The sequence below is a fragment of the Marinobacter salarius genome (assembly GCF_032922745.1).
GTDB lineage: Bacteria > Pseudomonadota > Gammaproteobacteria > Pseudomonadales > Oleiphilaceae > Marinobacter.
In genome coordinates, this window is record NZ_CP136693.1 from 433,373 (window position 1) to 448,661 (window position 15,289).

Genomic DNA, 15,289 nt, shown 5'->3' on the forward strand with positions numbered 1-15,289 from the left:
GTATCTACGCCAGTAAAACAGGACTCATCGGTGAAATTAGCTGCTATTATTGAGTCTAATACGAGTACTGATATATCATGAACGCTGGCTCAACAGCACATTTCTGAGCCGATACCTTGAGCTGAAAAAGGAAGGAAACATGGGAAAGAAAGGCGGCAAAATAGCCGGCACTAACTCGAGCAAGTCGCTACGGCCTATGAAGGACATCGCCTATGACCAGCTAGAGCACCTGATCGTGCACGACCGCCTTCCTGCCGGAACCATGGTTTCCGAGGTCGATCTTGCCGAGCAACTTGGGATGGGACGCACTCCCGTACGCGAGGCCCTGCAACGGCTGGCCCGAGATGGACTGGTTGTTATTCATCCACGTCGAGGCGTCATGGTGTCGGAGATGAATATCGCCCGGCAGCTCGAATTGCTGGAAGTCCGCCGGCCACTCGAACAACTGATCGCAACCTGCGCGGCCCGACGTGCCAGTACTGAAGAACGTAACCTGATGCTGGAAAACGCCAATCTTGCGGAAGAGACTGCCGCGGCTGGGGATGGCGACGCCTTCTTTGAGGCAACGCGCAACAATCATCTGCTGCTGGAGAAAGCTGCGCACAACGGGGTCGTGCGGAACGTGATGGGGCTTATTCACGGCAGTTCCAGGCGTTACTGGTACGCCCACTACCGCCAGTTCGGTGATCTTGAGAGAGCCGCTATCGCACACGCCAATCTGCTGCGCAGTATTGCTTTTGGTAAAGAAGCCGAGGCTAGCGAGAACGCCAACATACTGGTCGCTTATCTAGAAGAATTCACGCGGGCTACTGTCGGTTCATATGCTTCCAGGGACCGCGAGCCGCTCGTACTCGAGAAAGCCGAAAACAACAGTTGACGCTATCAGGATATCTACCTAATCTGAACTGAACGCACTGTGATGCGCCGGTTCTATCCTAATCAGTGTTCTCTGCGAGTTATCGCAATGGTGCTCGAAGTGACAATAGCTCCCGAAAGAGACGGCAGGCCCGGATAGATTCACTAAACGCAGGCGCTTAAGTGGAGGTCTCTTTCGAGTTCCGCCATTGTACTGGCTTTGTTCCTGGCTTCCATCGGCCCCAAAGCATCAAGGTCCCCTGCACCGACTGCACCAACCTCGGGACCAACATTCTCGGCCCAAGCGGTAAGGGCCTGGACACCACCTTGTCCAACTTGGTAGGCAGAGTCGCCTTTGAGGTAGCATTGCGCTACCCCGGAATACCTGGCTATCAACCCGATGGGCAAAGTGCCTGCCATCGAGCATGGCAATACCGTGGTGACAGAAGTGGAGCCATCTGCGCCTACCTGGCGGACCAGTTTTCGGACAGGAAGCTGGCGCCACCGTCACAATCCCCTGAACGTGGCGCCTACTACCGCTGGCTATTCTTCATGGCGGGCCCCTTTGAAATGGCGGGGCGTGCACTGGCCTACGGCTGGAAAATCGATAGCAGTAATGTCCAGGTCGCCGGCTGTCGGTAAGCGTCCGGCCATCACACCTTGTCAGTAGTAGCCGGCTTCCAGTTATGGGGCAATAGTTCATTGATGGCGTTGTTCTTCTGCGTCGGCAGGCGGGTCAGCACATCCTTCAGGTAGGCATAGGGATCATGCCCGTTGAGCTTGGCTGACTGGATCAATGTCATCACCGCAGCCGCACGCTGACCGCTGCGCAGCGACCCCGCGAACAGCCAGTTGGAACGACCCAGCGCCCAGGTCCGGATCTGGTTTTCTACCCAGTTGTTGTCGATGGGCACAGCGCCATCGCCCAGGTAGCGCGTCAGCGCCGCCCAACGTTTGAGGCTGTAATCCAGTGCTTTGGCTGTGCCGGAGCCATCCGGCACTTTCTGGCGGTGCGCCAACATCCACTGATGCAGCGCATCAGCAATGGGCCTGGCTTTCGCCTCCCGGGTCTCCTGCCGTTTGTCCGGAGGCAGGTCTTTGGTGTCCCGTTCGATCTCGTAGAGTCCACCAATGTACTCCAGTCAGTGCCTTGGCAGCCAGCTCACTTTTGTTGGCTTCGTGCAGGTCGTAGAATTTGCGCCGGACGTGGGCCATGCAGCCGATTTCGGTAATGCCGTTGCCGAACCCGGCTTTGTAGCCGGCGTAGTCGTCACACACCAGCTTGCCTTGCCAGTCACCCAGGAAGGTGCGGGCGTGTTCACCCGCCCGGCTTGGGGCGAAGTCATAAACGGTGGCTTTCAGGTCCGAGAACGGCGTGGTGCAGTAGGCCCAGACGTAAGCCTTGTGGGTCTTTTTCTTGCCCGGAGCCAGCATGCTGACCGGGGTTTCATCGGCATGCAGAACGCCGTGTTCCAGTAAGGCGTTTCTCAACGCATCCACCAGGGGTTGCAACTGCACACCGCAGGCACCGACCCATTCGGCGAGTGTGGAACGTGGGATTTCGAGGCCAGCGTGACCGAAGATGCGTTCCTGACGGTACAGTGGCAGATGGTCCGCGTACTTGGCCACCAGCACCTGAGCCAGCAGCCCAGCAGTGGGGATGCCCTTGTCGATCACCTGCGGTGGTACCGGTGCCTGGATCAAGGTCTCGCATTCGTTGCAGGCCCACTTGCCCCGGATGTGCCGCTCCACCGTGAACTCGCCCGGGACGTAGTCCAGCTTCTCGCTGATGTCTTCACCAATACGCTTGAGCTGACAACCACAGCGGCATTGGGTGTTTTCGGGCTCGTGGTGGAACAGGGTGCGGGGCAGTTCCGGGGGTATCGGTGTTCGCTTGGGTTGCTGCTTGGGCCGAGCGGCTTTCTGCTCTTCGGTCATTGCCTGATCCAGCTCGACTTCGATAGCGGCCAGGTCACTGTCGATCAGTTCGTCCAGCAGTTTCCCCTGAACCGCATCGAGTTGCTCACTGCGACGGGCGTACTTGTGACGCTTGAGGATGGCTACTTCGTGGGTCAGCTTCTCAATGATGGCGTTGCTGCGCACTAACTCCCGCTCCTTCCGACCCAAGACTTGATCCTTGGCGTCCAGAGAGTCCATCAGTTCCGTCGCCAGGGCACGGAGCTGATCGGCAGAGAGTTGGTTGATATCGGGGCGCTGAGTCATGCCCCTTAGTATGCCAAGCCCTTGTGCTGCAAGCGATTCGCAGTTTTGGCTATGGCGATATCACTCAGCTTGTGGTTACAGGATGGAGATAACGCCATCGGCCCCAAGACGTTGCCAGGGCAGACCCTGAACCAGGGCGGACAACTGTTCTTCGGTTAAACGCAGCTGGTCACCGCGCCAGGGTTCGCCCCAATGGAACTTGCCCCGGTTCAGCCGGCGGGCGCACAACCAGATGCCCAGGCCATCGCGGATCAAGACCTTCATCCGGTTACCCCGTTTGTTGGCAAACAGATAGGCGCAATGGGGCCTGGCAGAACCAAACACCTGAATGACCCGGGCCAAGGCCTTGTGGGGCCCCGCCCGCATATCCAGCGGCTCGGTGGCCAGCCAGATCTCATCGATACGGATCATCCCAACAGGTCCCGCAGCAATGCGGCACACTGATGGGCTTGCTCCGCCGGCCACTCCACCACAACCCGCGGGGAATCTCGATGCGGATGGTGCTACGCTTGTCTGAGACCGATTGGTTGCCCGGTGCAGAGGTTGCCGCTGGCAAATTAACCGGAACAAATCCCGGTGTTGCTGGCGTTTTATTCGCTCGCTGCACTTCACTTATCCAGCGCCGGACCATGTTGGCGTTGAGACCGTTATCCAGAGAGATCCGAGAAACGGAGGCACCGGGTTCCAGGCATTTGGCGACAATCTCGGCTTTGAATTCCCGCGAAAACCGGCGACGGCGTTGGTAGGGCTTGGTTACGCTTACGTTGTTCATATTAAGTGTCCACTAGAAAATAAGTGGAGACTATTCTGACGGCGGCAGCGCCAGGCTCAAGATGGGATCACCGGACGCTTACAACTCCCCTGGGCTCTGGCACGGATTTTAATCGCTCAATGGTGGTACTGATGTTGTCGAAGGCTGAACCCAGCACCTCCTGCAGCTCTCGCCCTTGCGGCGTCAACGCCAGCTGCCGGGGTTTGCGAACGAACAGGGACACCCCTAACGCGTCCTCAAGCCCGCGAATCTGGAAGGAGTGGCCTTCAAAGGTCTGCAGGGCCACGCGGATGTTTTCCAGCGCGGTCATGTGAGGGAACACGGCGGAATTCTAGAAAGAGCGCACCACACCCTCGCTGGCAATGGCCGCCGACTTCATGGACGTGATGTCCTTACCCTTGAACAGGATTTGGCCGCGGGTAGGAATCAGGAATTTGGTCAGCAGGTTGAATGCCGTGGTCTTGCGCGCGCCATTGGGTCCGATCAGGGCATGCATATGGCCACGCTGCACCTTCAGGTTGACGTCGTCGACCGCCACAAAGCCCTTGAACTCTTTGACGAGGTTATGGGTCTCCAAAACTAATGGGGCACTTTGTTATTTTTGTGCAGCTACATTACTCACAGATTAGATCGACGTCTACGTAAACGCTCCGGCTGCTGCAAATGCGGCGAGTGACCGGTGTCGCGTGGGACACGATGCCCTCCACGATGCGGGTTACCTGTTCCTGGACGCCGTAGTCGTCGCCCCCCTGAATGATCATAACCGGGCACAGGATGCTGTCCAGCCCGGATGACGGAGACTACTGAAAGCCCTCGTCCAGCCAGACATCCTGCTAGGCATGGAAAGTGTGTCGGTACGCTCGCCATGATGTCGAATCAGTTTTTCGCGAATGCCCGCTTCCATGCAGCGCCGCCCCATGTCTCGGATATCGGCCAGGGTCAGGTGATCAGCCCAGGTGTGCGCGGCCATGGTGATCAGCCCTTTCACACGCTCGCCCAATGCGCTAGCAGCTATCAGGGCGATCGAGCCGCCATCGCTGTGCCCCACCAGTATTACGTCGTCGATCCCCAACGCATCCAGGAGTCGTGGAAGCCACTTGGTGCCTTCCTGCTCCAGATAATCGTACGGGCGCGGCAACAATTCATCAGCGGAGGTGCCGTAGCCCTGTCGTTCATAGACCAGCGCATCCAGCCCCGTCGCTTCCGCCAGACGGCGGGGGAACTGTTTCTACAGCGCAATATTATCCAGGGATTCGTGCAGAAACACCAATACCGGGCCATCGCCAGTTTCGTGGCACAGGCGCTGCGCCTGAATCCGGACCCAATCACCCAGTGGAACGGCGACGTTGCTGATGTTCACGGGGTCACCGCTTCGCCGGGATAGAGTAGGTAATGGTGGCATGGGCGACCGGTTCGACCAGACAGTCGGAGTAGATAAACACCTCTCCCACCCCACTGGCCCTGCCGATTCTCAACATTTTGGCTTGTGCCCGGATCGAGCTATGAGCCACCGGCTTACGCAGGAAATTGATGTTGAGGTTGCTGGTCACCGCCAGCGGCACCAGGCCGATTTTTCCCAGCAGGGCGGCATACAGGGCCACGTCCGCCAACGCCATCATGGCGGGGCCGGACACCGTGCCGCCGGGGCGCAGATGTTCTTCAGCCACCTCCAGTTTCATTTCAGCCCAGCCGTCGCCCAGCTCCTGCAGGGTGCCGTAGCGGGCACCCTGGGGAAACTGCTCGGCGAGGAAGGCCTGCAGCTCCTCGAAGGTGACAATCATCCCTGCTTCTCTTCCTTCGCCTGGTTGCGCAGAACAAAGCGCTGGATCTTGCCACTGGGGGTTTTCGGCAGCTCATCCACGAATTCGATTTCACGTGGATAGGCGTGGGCGGAAAGGCGATGGCGAACCAGCTCCTGCAATTCATCCTTCAGGGCATCTTCGCTTTCCGGCTCCTGGTCACCCTTGATAACCACATAAGCCTTGATGATAGAGCCCCGCTTCTCGTCGGGCTTCGCCACCACACCAGACTCGGCCACCGCCTTGTGCTCCAGCAGGGTGCTTTCCACATCGGCCGGGCCCACGCGGTAACCAGCGGTGGTGATGATGTCATCGTCACGGCCGCTGAATGAGAAGCAGCCACCGCCGTGATTCACCACCATATCGCCGGTAAGGTAATAGCCATTCACGAACGGGTCTTTCTCGCCCCAGGTGTAGCCGTCAAAGTGGAACAATGGCGAGGCCTTCACATCCACTGCCAGCTGGCCGATCTCACCTTCGCCCACGACTTCGTTCTTCTCACTGAGGGCAACGACTTTATGACCGGGGGAGGAATACCCCATGGAGCCCTGGCGCACCGCGTGATCAAGGCCGTGGAAGTTACAGCAGGTCATGCCGGTTTCGGTCTGGCCATAGTGGTCCTTGACCGGGCAGAAATGACGCCGCTCAATCCAGCTCACCACTTCCGGGTTCAGCGGCTCACCGGCACTGCTGGCCACCCGCAGGCCAAGGTTCTCACCTTCCGGCAGGACGTGGTCATTGGCCTTCAGCAACCGATAGGCGGTCGGTGCCGCCGCCAGATTGGTAATCTTGTACTTGCGGATCATGTCGTAGGTGGATTCCGGGGTAAATGCGCCCGGGTTGAAGTGAGTCGCGTGGCCCATCAGCAGCGGGCCAATCACGGCATAATAAAGACCGTAGGCCCAGCCAGGATCGGCCACGTTCCAGAACACGTCGTCGTCCCGCAGGTCGATGGCGTACTTCATGTAGACATAGAACGCCAGCAGCGCCTTGACCGGAACCGCAACGCCCTTGGACTTGCCCACGGTACCGGAGGTGAACATCTGCAGGAACGGATCACTGCCCTTGACCAGCACTGGCTCGAACTGGTCTGACTGATCTGCCAGCGTCTTGTGGAAGTCCGGGATCTCGCCACTCACTTCGGCCGCATTCACACAAACCGCCGGTGCGCAGTTCTTGACTTCGATAAGCTTCGGGTAGCTGACCGGGTCAGTGACCACCAGCTGGGTGCTGGCACGCTCGAAGCGGTATTCAATAGCACCGGGGCCAAAGGCGGTGAACAGGGGCTGGTAGACTGCACCGGCCCTCAGGGTGCCGGCGATGACGATGAGCAACTCCGGACTGCGGGGCAACAGGGCGGCAACCCGGTCACCTTTGCCTATCCCCTTGGATTTCAGATAATTCGCAAAGCGTGCGGATTTTTCTTTCAGCTCGGCAAAGCTGAGCTTGCCGGAGCCGCCGTCCGCTTTTTCGTAATACAGGGCGACCCGCTGAGGATCGTTAGTCCACTTGTCACAGATCTCCGTGCAAACGTTCAGGCCCGCGTCCAGGCTACCCTCCAGGGTCTCGGCTTCGAGGCTGGCGGGGGCGAAATTGTTGTAGACCAATTGATAATCCGGGAGGCTCATACTCCAGTCCTTTTATATTGTGGACAATTTCTGTTGTCAATGTTTAGCACAGGCTAAAGTTTACGTATAGGTTAACTTTTCGATAAAAATAAACGCCCTCAAACCTCGAGAACATGGGCAAAAAAAGCTCTCCTTGAACTTTTGAAGGCGTCGCCTCCTCAGCTTTGCTCGCGATAATAGAATTTCTGGATGCTGGAGAAGTCCAGTCCGCCGTTACCCTCGCTGGCGTGCAGCTCGAACAGATTACGGGCCAGCGACCCCATGGGAATTGGCGCGTGATTCTTGACGGCGTTGTCGAATGCCAGGCCCAGATCCTTGTTCATCAGATCGACCAGGAAACCTCCTTCGTAAGCACGTGACGCAGGTACGCCGTCCATCACACCCGGCCAGGGGTTGTAGACATTCAGCGCCCAGTTGCCGCCAGAGCTCTGCTTCATGATTTCAGAGAGCACGGCAGGATCCAGTCCGTTCTTTACGCCCAGGGCCAGGGCCTCGCTGGTGCCACTCATTAGGATGGCCAGCAGCATATTGTTGCAGATCTTGGCAATCTGTCCGGCGCCGTGAGGACCGGCGTGAAAGATGTTCTTGGCCATGCCATCGAGGATGGGCCTGGCGCGTTCGAAGGCATCTGCCTCGCCGCCACAGATAAAGGTCAGAGTGCCGGCTTTGGCACCGCCAACACCACCGGACACCGGTGCGTCCAAAAAGGTAATGCCAGCTTCGACGGCCGCTTCGGCCACCCCTTTAGCTGTTTCCGGTGCAATGGTCGACGAATCGATTACCAGGGTGCTGGATGGAAGATTTTTCAGCAGGCCATTCTCTCCCAGGTAAACCGATTCCACATGCTGGCCCGCAGGCAACATGGAAATCACCACCTCGGCGTCTTCCACCGCTTCCTGGACGGTCGCCGCGGATTTCGCGCCTTCGTCGGTTAGCGCCTTGACCGCCTCCGTGGACAGATCGAACACCGTCAGATCGTGGCCAGCCTTGACGAGGTTGGCGGCCATGGGGCCGCCCATATTGCCAAGACCGATAAACGTGATAGTCGCCATGTTATTGTTCTCCGTTTGTTTTGATCAGGTTTGGTCTGTTCGGTTTGTTCAACGCTCCATGAAGAACCGGTCGATCCACTTCGGATCGACGCTACCCAGGGTCGGGAAATGCCAGCGTGGCTTCAGGTCCTTGTCGATCAACAATGCCCGGACGCCTTCCGCAAACTCACCCATTTTCAGGCTGCGCTTTGATATCTGAAGCTCCTTGTCGAATACCTGGGCCAGGCTGTCGTGCAAGGTGTCGTGAAAGTGTCGCCAATACACGGTGAGGGCCGCCGGTGAAGCTGCGGCCACGGTTTTGACCGCCTCGATCAACCAGGGGGCCTCGCCAGCGTACTGGCCGAGATTATCCACCACGTCCACCAGCGAATCGCCATCGGTGAGGGCCTGGATCACATCAAAGTGCTCGCGCACCACAGACTGGGGCAGTGCCTCACGGGAGCCTGCCTCGAACCGGCGCAATACTTTACTGACGGCACCGTGAGCTTCATCACCAAAGCCGGACTGTTGCAGGGCCTGCTTGACCTCGTCGCGCATATCGTGGTGAATAAAACGGTCCGCTAGTCCGGTAAAGATGGCATCGGTAGCGTTCATACGCGCGCAGGTCAGGCCCAGGAACAGCCCAATCCGCCCCGGCATCTTGTTAAAGAACCAGCCAGCGCCCACATCCGGGTACAGGCCAATGCTTACTTCCGGCATTGCCACGCGCGTATATTCTGTTACCACCCGGTGAGAGCCGCCTGACATCAGGCCCAGGCCGCCGCCAATCACCAGTCCGTTACCCCAGACGATAAACGGCTTGGGGTAGGTGTGTATCTGGTAATCCAGTTCGTACTCGTCGGTGAAGAAGATATCTCCTTCACTGGCGGTAAGGCTTTCGGACCGGGGTTCGGTCATATCCTGGTACAGCGCCACAATGTCGCCACCGACACACAGGGCCTTGTCGCCCTCGCCTTCCAGCCAGACGGCGCCGATGGCGTCGTTCGCGGCCCACTGATCCAGTTTGGGTTTCAGCAGATGGATCATTTCCAGCGACAGTGCGTTCATCGAACGAGGAGTGTTCAGCCGCGCAACACCGATGCGCTTGCCGCCGGCAGCTTCCAGTTCTTCAAAAATAACGACTTGATTGCTCATACCATTAACTCAGTAGTCCGGCCCGGTTTATCGGTTCTTTTTAGCGGTTGTCTTTATCGGTTCTTCCATTCCGGCGTGCGCTTTTCTAGGAATGAATTCACCCCTTCACGCTGGTCTTCGGTACTGAACAGGTCGACAAACAGTTCCCGCTCCATGCGCCAGCCATCGTCGTGGCTGCGACCATCACGGGCACTCATCACCAGGGTCTTGCAGCGGGCAACGGACGACGGGCTCTGCTTGCCGGCCATCTCCGCCAGCTCCAGCGCCTTGTCGAGGGCTGCGCCCTGCGGCACCACTTCTTCCACCAGCCCGATGCTCAGGGCCTTGTCGGCCTTGATACGCTCACCACACAGAATCATGCGCTTGGCCCAGCCTTCGCCGACCAGCCAGGGCAGGTTCTGGGTGCCACCGGCACAGGGCAACAGGCCAACGGTGGCCTCTGGCAATGCCATCTGGGCATGCTCCTCGGCAATCCGGATGTCACAGGCCAGGGCACACTCCAGGCCACCCCCCATGGCATAGCCGTTCACGGCCGCAATCGACACGCCACGGAAGCGAACCAGGGCATCGAATGCCTGACCAAACGCCTGCGCCATGACACTTGCGTTACCAATGTCGCCATCGGCAAAGGCCTTGAGGTCGGCACCGGCGGAGAAAAACTTTTCGCCCTGGCCAGTGACCACCAGCGCAAAGATATTGCGATCGGCGTTGAGCGCCTCAATCGTCTCTTCCAGCGCTTTCAAAGAAGCCTTGGTCCAGGTATTGGCCGGTGGATTGTTAATGGTGATGATCGCGGTGTGACCGCGTTTTTCCAACTGAATCAATTCGCTCATGTGAATTCTCGCCTTTTGTTAGTTGGCTGGGGCTTTTTACCTGATGGGCTGAGGCTCTTATTGGATAGCTTCAGCGACACCAGGCTCCAGTAGCCGGCGGGCTACGATCAGCCGCATGATTTCGTTGGTGCCTTCCAGAATCTGATGCACCCGCAGATCGCGTACGTAGCGCTCCAGCGGATACTCGCGGATATAGCCGTAACCACCGTGGAGCTGAAGTGCTTCGTTGCACACCTCGAAACACGCATCGGTGGCGAAACGCTTGGCCATGGCGCAATGCAGCGTGGCTTCGGTATCGCCCTGATCGAGCCGGTAGGCTGCCAGGCGAACCATCTGCCGCGCGGCTACCAGGTTGGTTGCCATATCCGCCAGTTTGAACTGCAGCGCCTGAAAGCCCGCCAGGGCCTGGCCGAACTGCTCGCGCTCGTGCATGTAATTGCGGGCACGCAGCAGCGCCGCCTGGGCACCACCCATGGAGCAGGTGGCAATGTTCAGGCGCCCGCCGTCCAGGCCTTTCATGGCGATCATGAAGCCCTGACCTTCTTCACCCAGCCGGTTATTGGCCGGCACGCGTACGTTCTCGAAAGTAATCTGGCGGGTGGGCTGGCTGTTCCAGCCCATTTTTTCCTCGGCCTTGCCGTAGTGGATGCCATCACTGTCAGCGGGCACCACAAATGCACTAATGCCCTTGGGACCACTGCCCGGCTCACCGGTACGGGCCATTACCACCAGCATCTGGGTGGCGCCGGCGCCAGAAATAAACACCTTGCTGCCGTTCAGTACGTAACTGTCGCCGTCCCGTGTGGCCTTGGTGCGCAGGTTACCGGCGTCAGAGCCGGCACCCGGCTCCGTCAGGCAGTACGAACCCAGCCACTCACCACTGGCCATTTTCGGGGCGATCTGTTGCTGGATGTCGGAATTGCCAAACTGTGCGACCATCCAGGTCGCCATATTGTGGATGGTGATGTAGGCGGCCGTGGAAGGACAGGCAGCCGCCAGTTCTTCCACAATCACGCTGGTATCCAGCCGCGACAGCCCCATGCCGCCCTGGGCTTCCGGCGTGTAAATACCGCAAAAGCCCATCTCACCGGCCTCGCGAATCACTTCCACTGGAAACACATGCTCGGCATCCCATTCGGCGGCGTGAGGCGCCATGGCCTTTTCCGCGAAGGCCCTGGCGGCCTTGCGGAAGGCCAGCTGATCTTCGGTCAGATCAAAGTTCATGTGCTCCCCTTACCGCATGCGGATGGAGAAGTTGGTTTCAGCCACCGCATCGCTGCTGAACCAGCGACAGGTAATGGTCTTGGTCTCGGTGTAGAACTTCACCGCCTGCTTGCCATAGGCGTGCTGGTCACCGTAGAAGGAGCCTTTCCAGCCAGTGAAGGAGAAGAACGGCAGGGGCACCGGAATGGGCACGTTGATACCCACCTGACCCACTTCAATCTCATGTTGGTAGCGGCGTGCCGCACCACCGGAACTGGTAAAGATGGATGTACCGTTGCCATAGGGGCTGTCGTTTACCAGGTTGATGGCGTCTTCCAGGGTATCCACTTCCATGCAGGCCAGCACCGGGCCGAAAATCTCTTCCTTGTAGACATCCATGTTCGGCTTGACCCCGGCGAACAGCGTCGGTCCTACCCAGTTGCCATCGGGCAGGCCATCAACGGTGCAATTGCGACCATCCAACAGCAGTTTGGCGCCCTCTTCCTCACCGCGGGTAATCAGTGATTCCACGCGATCCTTCGCCTGTTTGCTAATGATCGGGCCATAGCTGGCTTCTTTGTCGTTCCAGGCACCGGGCCTGACCGCAGCCAGGGCTTCCTTCACCTCCGGAATCCATTCCTGGGCCTCGCCCACGAACACGGCTACGGAGATCGCCATACAGCGCTGGCCGGCAGCACCAACGGATGCGCCCACCAGAGCCTTGACCACCTGATTCTTATCGGCATCCGGCAGGATCACCATGTGGTTCTTGGCACCTGCGAAACTCTGCACGCGCTTCATGTTACGGGTGCCGGTTTCGTAGATATAACGGCCCACCGGCACGGAGCCAACAAACGACACGGCCTTGATGGCTGGATCGGTCAGCAGCACGTCTACCTGTTCTTTACCGCCGTGGACGACCTGCAACACACCCTTGGGGGCGCCTGCTTCTTCAAACAGCTCCGCCAGACGCGTCGGGGTCAGCGGGTCCTGCTCGGACGGTTTGAGAATGAAGGTGTTACCGGAAGCAATGGCCATCGGGAACATCCACAGCGGGATCATGGCCGGGAAGTTGAACGGCGTGATACCGGCACAGACACCCAGCGGCTGGGTGTAGGAATAGGTGTCAATTTCACGAGCCACGTTCTCAACGGTTTCACCCATCATCAGCGAGGGGATGTTGGCTGCGTGCTCTACAACTTCGATACCGCGCCATACGTCACCCTTGGCGTCCTCGAAGGTTTTGCCGGTTTCGCTGGACAGGATCTCGGCGATTTCATCATGGTGCTCTTTCAGCAGGGCCTGGTAACGCATCATCACCCGGGCGCGCTCGGAGACCGGGACCTCTTTCCAGGTCTTGAACACTTCGCCTGCGTTGTCGATAGCGCGACGCATCTCGGCGTCTGTGGTGCAGGGCGCACGTGCTATGACTTCGTTGGTGGCAGGATCGGTAACGTCAATCCACTGGTCAGTTTGGCTCTGTACGAATTCACCGGCGATATAAAGGGGTACGTTTTTCATAGCGATATTCCCTGTCATTGTTGTAGGTAATTGGGCCTGAGCCCTAAGGTTGATACCGATCCTAGCACAGCCCTCTACCGCTTAATGATTGACTAAGTTTCGACCATGATGGACTATCTTTCGAAATCACAGGAAAGAAGATACCCACGATGACCAAGACGTCCCAGTGGCCTGTACCGCCAGACAGCATTCGATATGTCATTCCTGACCCGGTTATACGCGGCTTGTCACGACACCCCCTGACCCGTGACCTGTACCCGCTCGCCTTCGGCCACTACCGCCGCGCTGCAGGCCACCACATGCACCGGGAACACCATAACGACGATCTTTTGATCCATTGCACGGAGGGGGAAGCCTACCTGAGCGTTGAGGACGAACCCTGCCTGATACGGGCGGGTGACCTGGTGCTGATACCGGCCGGCGCCGCACACCGATACACCGCCGCACCGGAGAACCCATGGACAATCCATTGGGTTCACTACGCGGGCCCGCTGACGGAACATTTTCGAGAGCACATGGGGTTTACCGAGGGCATCTACGTTCAACACATCGGGCGACAACCCAGGTTACTCGTGGATTTCAACGGCCTGCTTTCGGTACGGCAAACCGGCTTCCGCACTCCCGGCCTGGTGCATGTGGCCAACCGCCTGCGCCAACTGCTGGCGGCCGTCCCCCTGAGTGTCGGTGAGGCAGGCCATGCGCAGCAGCCGGACCTGGATATCATCCATAATTTCATGCGGGAGCATCTGGATGAGCGCATCACCCTCCATCAACTGGCGGACCTGACCGGGCTCTCTCCCGCGCACTTTGCCACCCGCTACCGGGCCCTGACCGGCGTCTCCCCGATCCAACACTTCCTGCACCTGAAAGTGGAACAGGCCTGCCAGTTGCTGGACACCACGGATCATTCCTTTACCCAGATCAGCAGCCTTCTGGGTTATGACGACAATTACTATTTTTCGCGACTGTTCAAGAAGGTCATGGGCCAATCCCCCACCGACTACCGCCACACCCATCGCCATTAACGCTTCATGATATTCCTTTCATAAAAGGGACTTGCGGTTGAAAAACTGACTCACACCCGGAGTTACTGCGTACAGGTTTGAACATTTACCGACAAAGAAGGAACACGGACCATGGCGAATGCAAAAGGCTACGCAGCCGAATCAGCCGACTCAAAGCTGGCCCCCATCAGCTTTGAACGGCGTGAACCGCGCCCGGACGATGTCTCCATCGAGATTGACTACTGCGGCGTCTGCCACACCGATATCCACTTTGCCGAGAATGATTGGGGTGCTACCCAGTTCCCGGTGGTTCCGGGACACGAGATTATTGGCCGTGTCACCGCCGTCGGCTCCGACGTGACCGACTACAAGGTGGGCGACACGGTGGGCGTAGGCTGCATGGTGGACTCCTGCCGCACCTGTTCCGCCTGCGAAACCGGTCTTGAACAGTATTGCCAGGAGGGCATGACTGCTACCTACAATGGTGAAGACCGTTATGACGGCTCCATCACCTATGGCGGCTATTCCGACAGGGTTATCGTCAGCGAGCGCTTTGTGGTGAAGGTTCCGGAAAAGCTGGACCCGGTCTCCGCCGCCCCCCTTCTCTGCGCTGGCATTACCACCTACTCCCCCCTACGCCACTACGGCGTGCGAGCCGGCAACAAGGTGGGTGTGATCGGCATGGGCGGCCTCGGCCACATGGGCGTGAAATTCGCCAAGGCCCTGGGTGCAGAAGTAACCATCTTCACTCGTTCCGAGGGCAAGGTGGCTGAAGCGAAGCAGCAGGGCGCTGACCATGTCGTCGTCTCCACCGACGACCGTCAGATGGAAGCGGCCGCCGAGTCCTTCGACTTCATGCTGGACACCGTGCCGGTTCAGCACGACCTGAACCCATACCTGAACTGCCTGACCTTCGACGGCACCCACATCCTCGTGGGTTTGCTGGAACCGGTCGCCCCACCCCTGGAAGCCGGCGACCTGGTGTTCAAGCGCCGCGTATTAGCAGGATCTCTCATCGGAGGCATGCCTGAAACCCAGGAAGTGCTGGATTTCTGTGCCGATCATGGCATCACCTGCGACGTGGAAATGCTCGACATCAGAAACATCAACGAAGCCTACGAGCGCATGAAGAAAGGCGATGTGAAGTACCGTTTTGTGATCGACATGAAGACACTGAAAGCCGCTTAACCCAAAGGCGAGCCGCCAGTCGCGCTTCAACGGCGCTGGCGGCGTCACCATGGCTGTCTCTGTACCATGAAACGACA

The 15,289-nt window shown here is 58.6% G+C and carries 15 protein-coding genes and 2 pseudogenes; 4 read left to right on the forward strand and 13 right to left on the reverse strand.

What is annotated here, in order from left to right:
• Positions 1–139: 139 nt before the first annotated feature.
• Together R1T46_RS02040 and R1T46_RS21600 are read left to right on the forward strand one after the other, a co-directional pair.
• Positions 140–877 (forward strand): GntR family transcriptional regulator, encoded by a 738-nt coding sequence (locus R1T46_RS02040; protein WP_317307159.1) that lies wholly within the window; start codon positions 140–142, stop codon positions 875–877.
• A gap of 161 nt (positions 878–1,038) precedes the next feature.
• On the forward strand, positions 1,039–1,497 hold the full coding sequence (locus tag R1T46_RS21600) for a hypothetical protein (protein ID WP_348122837.1): 459 nt from the start codon (positions 1,039–1,041) through the stop codon (positions 1,495–1,497).
• Positions 1,498–1,508: 11 nt separating this feature from the next.
• Here R1T46_RS21600 and tnpC read toward each other — a convergent pair.
• From tnpC to R1T46_RS02110, 13 genes and pseudogenes are all read right to left on the reverse strand, one after another.
• A pseudogene (gene tnpC, locus R1T46_RS02050) lies at positions 1,509–3,078 on the reverse strand (IS66 family transposase).
• Between the two features lie 75 nt (positions 3,079–3,153).
• Positions 3,154–3,489 carry an IS66 family insertion sequence element accessory protein TnpB gene (gene tnpB, locus R1T46_RS02055; protein WP_317307160.1) on the reverse strand — a complete coding sequence of 112 codons (336 nt, stop codon included), beginning with the start codon at positions 3,487–3,489 and terminating at the stop codon, positions 3,154–3,156.
• Positions 3,473–3,850, reverse strand: coding sequence for an IS66-like element accessory protein TnpA (tnpA, locus tag R1T46_RS02060; protein ID WP_317307161.1), 378 nt, complete (start codon positions 3,848–3,850; stop codon positions 3,473–3,475). The genes tnpB and tnpA overlap by 17 nt, the downstream gene beginning before the upstream one ends.
• 73 nt (positions 3,851–3,923) lie before the next feature.
• Positions 3,924–4,427 (reverse strand): annotated as a pseudogene (locus R1T46_RS02065) (ATP-binding cassette domain-containing protein); the annotation flags it as partial.
• A 37-nt stretch (positions 4,428–4,464) separates the two neighbouring features.
• Entirely contained in the window at positions 4,465–4,611 is a 147-nt protein-coding gene (locus R1T46_RS02070; RefSeq protein ID WP_317307162.1) for a hypothetical protein, read from the reverse strand.
• Positions 4,608–5,060: an alpha/beta hydrolase gene (locus R1T46_RS02075; protein WP_317308248.1), complete on the reverse strand. Its 453-nt coding sequence runs from the start codon at positions 5,058–5,060 to the stop codon at positions 4,608–4,610. The genes R1T46_RS02070 and R1T46_RS02075 overlap by 4 nt, the downstream gene beginning before the upstream one ends.
• Before the next feature lie 154 nt (positions 5,061–5,214).
• On the reverse strand, positions 5,215–5,631 hold the full coding sequence (locus R1T46_RS02080) for a PaaI family thioesterase (RefSeq protein WP_317307163.1): 417 nt from the start codon (positions 5,629–5,631) through the stop codon (positions 5,215–5,217).
• On the reverse strand, positions 5,628–7,277 hold the full coding sequence (locus tag R1T46_RS02085) for an AMP-binding protein (RefSeq protein WP_317307164.1): 1,650 nt from the start codon (positions 7,275–7,277) through the stop codon (positions 5,628–5,630). The genes R1T46_RS02080 and R1T46_RS02085 overlap by 4 nt, the downstream gene beginning before the upstream one ends.
• Positions 7,278–7,435: 158 nt before the next feature.
• Positions 7,436–8,329, reverse strand: a complete 894-nt coding sequence (gene mmsB, locus R1T46_RS02090) for a 3-hydroxyisobutyrate dehydrogenase (protein WP_317307165.1) — start codon at positions 8,327–8,329, stop codon at positions 7,436–7,438.
• Between the two features lie 48 nt (positions 8,330–8,377).
• Positions 8,378–9,463, reverse strand: coding sequence for an enoyl-CoA hydratase/isomerase family protein (locus R1T46_RS02095; RefSeq protein WP_317307166.1), 1,086 nt, complete (start codon positions 9,461–9,463; stop codon positions 8,378–8,380).
• Between the two features lie 53 nt (positions 9,464–9,516).
• Positions 9,517–10,296, reverse strand: coding sequence for an enoyl-CoA hydratase (locus R1T46_RS02100; RefSeq protein ID WP_317307167.1), 780 nt, complete (start codon positions 10,294–10,296; stop codon positions 9,517–9,519).
• A 57-nt stretch (positions 10,297–10,353) separates the two neighbouring features.
• Positions 10,354–11,520, reverse strand: a complete 1,167-nt coding sequence (locus R1T46_RS02105; protein WP_317307168.1) for an acyl-CoA dehydrogenase family protein — start codon at positions 11,518–11,520, stop codon at positions 10,354–10,356.
• Positions 11,521–11,529: 9 nt separating this feature from the next.
• On the reverse strand, positions 11,530–13,020 hold the full coding sequence (locus tag R1T46_RS02110) for a CoA-acylating methylmalonate-semialdehyde dehydrogenase (protein ID WP_036202457.1): 1,491 nt from the start codon (positions 13,018–13,020) through the stop codon (positions 11,530–11,532).
• A gap of 149 nt (positions 13,021–13,169) precedes the next feature.
• Between R1T46_RS02110 and R1T46_RS02115 the strand changes: the two genes are divergently transcribed.
• The gene (locus R1T46_RS02115) at positions 13,170–14,045 is read left to right on the forward strand and encodes an AraC family transcriptional regulator (RefSeq protein WP_036202454.1); all 876 of its coding nucleotides are present in this window, start codon (positions 13,170–13,172) and stop codon (positions 14,043–14,045) included.
• A 111-nt stretch (positions 14,046–14,156) separates the two neighbouring features.
• Positions 14,157–15,212, forward strand: a complete 1,056-nt coding sequence (locus R1T46_RS02120; protein ID WP_317307169.1) for an NAD(P)-dependent alcohol dehydrogenase — start codon at positions 14,157–14,159, stop codon at positions 15,210–15,212.
• Positions 15,213–15,289: the final 77 nt, after the last annotated feature.

Coding starts and splice junctions, on each gene's coding strand:
- tnpA (WP_317307161.1), bottom strand. CDS start 3,850: ATGAACAACGTAAGCGTAACCAAGCCCTACCAACGCCGTCGCCGGTTT.
- R1T46_RS02080 (WP_317307163.1), bottom strand. CDS start 5,631: ATGATTGTCACCTTCGAGGAGCTGCAGGCCTTCCTCGCCGAGCAGTTT.
- R1T46_RS02095 (WP_317307166.1), bottom strand. CDS start 9,463: ATGAGCAATCAAGTCGTTATTTTTGAAGAACTGGAAGCTGCCGGCGGC.
- R1T46_RS02070 (WP_317307162.1), bottom strand. CDS start 4,611: ATGATCATTCAGGGGGGCGACGACTACGGCGTCCAGGAACAGGTAACC.
- tnpB (WP_317307160.1), bottom strand. CDS start 3,489: ATGATCCGTATCGATGAGATCTGGCTGGCCACCGAGCCGCTGGATATG.
- R1T46_RS02100 (WP_317307167.1), bottom strand. CDS start 10,296: ATGAGCGAATTGATTCAGTTGGAAAAACGCGGTCACACCGCGATCATC.
- R1T46_RS02110 (WP_036202457.1), bottom strand. CDS start 13,020: ATGAAAAACGTACCCCTTTATATCGCCGGTGAATTCGTACAGAGCCAA.
- R1T46_RS02115 (WP_036202454.1), top strand. CDS start 13,170: ATGACCAAGACGTCCCAGTGGCCTGTACCGCCAGACAGCATTCGATAT.
- R1T46_RS02105 (WP_317307168.1), bottom strand. CDS start 11,520: ATGAACTTTGATCTGACCGAAGATCAGCTGGCCTTCCGCAAGGCCGCC.
- mmsB (WP_317307165.1), bottom strand. CDS start 8,329: ATGGCGACTATCACGTTTATCGGTCTTGGCAATATGGGCGGCCCCATG.
- R1T46_RS02085 (WP_317307164.1), bottom strand. CDS start 7,277: ATGAGCCTCCCGGATTATCAATTGGTCTACAACAATTTCGCCCCCGCC.
- R1T46_RS02120 (WP_317307169.1), top strand. CDS start 14,157: ATGGCGAATGCAAAAGGCTACGCAGCCGAATCAGCCGACTCAAAGCTG.
- R1T46_RS02040 (WP_317307159.1), top strand. CDS start 140: ATGGGAAAGAAAGGCGGCAAAATAGCCGGCACTAACTCGAGCAAGTCG.